Below are 1313 nucleotides of genomic sequence, written 5' to 3' on the forward strand. Positions count from 1 at the left end.
TGTCTAGTCCTGAAATAGGTTTACACCTGTTTCAGTCTCAAAACGCCTGATGCACCGCATCGGGCGTTTTGTATTTCAGGGATAAGTGCGGCCGCTCCCCGTTGTAGATCAGCACCGACTCATCCACCATTTTTACGGCATCCGCCAAATCTTTGGGCCGGTGCAGCAAAAACTCAGTTTTCAAAATCCCGTTTACCCGCTCTGCCATCGCGTTCTGATAGCAATCGTAGCCGTCCGTCATTGAGCACTTGATCCCATGCTTGGCGTGCATTTGCTGGTACAGGTCGGAGCAGTATTGGGCCCCGCGATCCGAGTGATGGATCAGCGATTGCTTGGATTTTCGCTGGCTAACAGCTTTCTGCAATGCTTTGACCACCGACTCCGTATGCAAGCTGTCATGCACATGATGACCCACGATCTTGCGTGAGTACGCGTCTGTTATCAGGCTGACGTAAACAACACTTTCCCGCGTGGGCAGATAGGTAATATCTGCAACCCAAACCTGCTCGGGCCTGCCAGCGACAACTTGTTCCGGGCCTGCTTTGAGCAGGTTGGGATGGCGGCGGAACCGATGATGGCTATGCGTAGTTTTATGATAAGCACGCTTTCGAGGAACCAGCTCTCGCGCTTCGCGCAAGATGGAAAAAAGACGGTCTCGACCAACAATTACCTGCACTTCAGCCTCAGTGCTCATCAGATAATGCAGCTTGCGCGTGCCTAACCTCGGCTGGCGACGCCGCTTTTCCAGAACAAAGTCCACTACTTGCTGGTCTTGGTGAGCTCTCGCATCAACGGCTCGGTTACGTTTGTAATACGCTTGGCGCGAAATTCCCATGAACAGGCAAGCCCTGGTAATGCTCAGGTCTTGGATTTGCCCTTGCGAGAGGACTTGCCGGGTCGCTTTTTTACGATGGACACACCGTAATCATTTTTCAAGACGTTCACGACAGCTTCAAAGAACTGGGCCCTTTGATTGCTCAGCGCCAACTGTTCTTCAAGCTCTTTAATCCGCTGCTCGGGTGTCAGCGGGAGGTGGGGGTCGGTCATCGGCCTGCTCCGCGGCGCTCGGATTGAGGCGCCTTGGCTCCAGTCCTGTCGGCCATGCTTGCGTAGCCAAACCAGTACCGTGGACCGGCCCTGAATGCCAAAGCGCCGTTGAGCCTCTTTATAACTCAACTCGCCTTTTTCGACTTGGTCTACGACCGACAATTTAAAAGCTAGCGTGTAATCGCGTTGGCTGCGCCTTTTTCCCGTATCCATTGAGTCCTCCTGAAGAAAGGTCAGAAGGTGTAAACCTTATTCAGGACGGGACA

Annotated in this window: 1 protein-coding gene; it reads right to left on the bottom strand. The window is 53.2% G+C overall.

Annotated features, from left to right (window positions below; translation table 11 throughout):
* Window positions 1-37 precede the first annotated feature (37 nt).
* Window positions 38-1260, bottom strand: a protein-coding gene (locus LUB09_RS23830; RefSeq protein ID WP_231423853.1) for an IS3 family transposase whose coding sequence is annotated in 2 segments (ribosomal slippage) — window positions 38-909 and window positions 909-1260 — 1224 coding nt in all. Because the reading frame shifts where the segments join, the coding sequence is not laid out codon by codon here.
* Window positions 1261-1313: the final 53 nt, after the last annotated feature.

Source organism: Pseudomonas sp. Leaf59 (assembly GCF_920984685.1).
In the GTDB taxonomy this organism is placed as follows: domain Bacteria; phylum Pseudomonadota; class Gammaproteobacteria; order Pseudomonadales; family Pseudomonadaceae; genus Aquipseudomonas.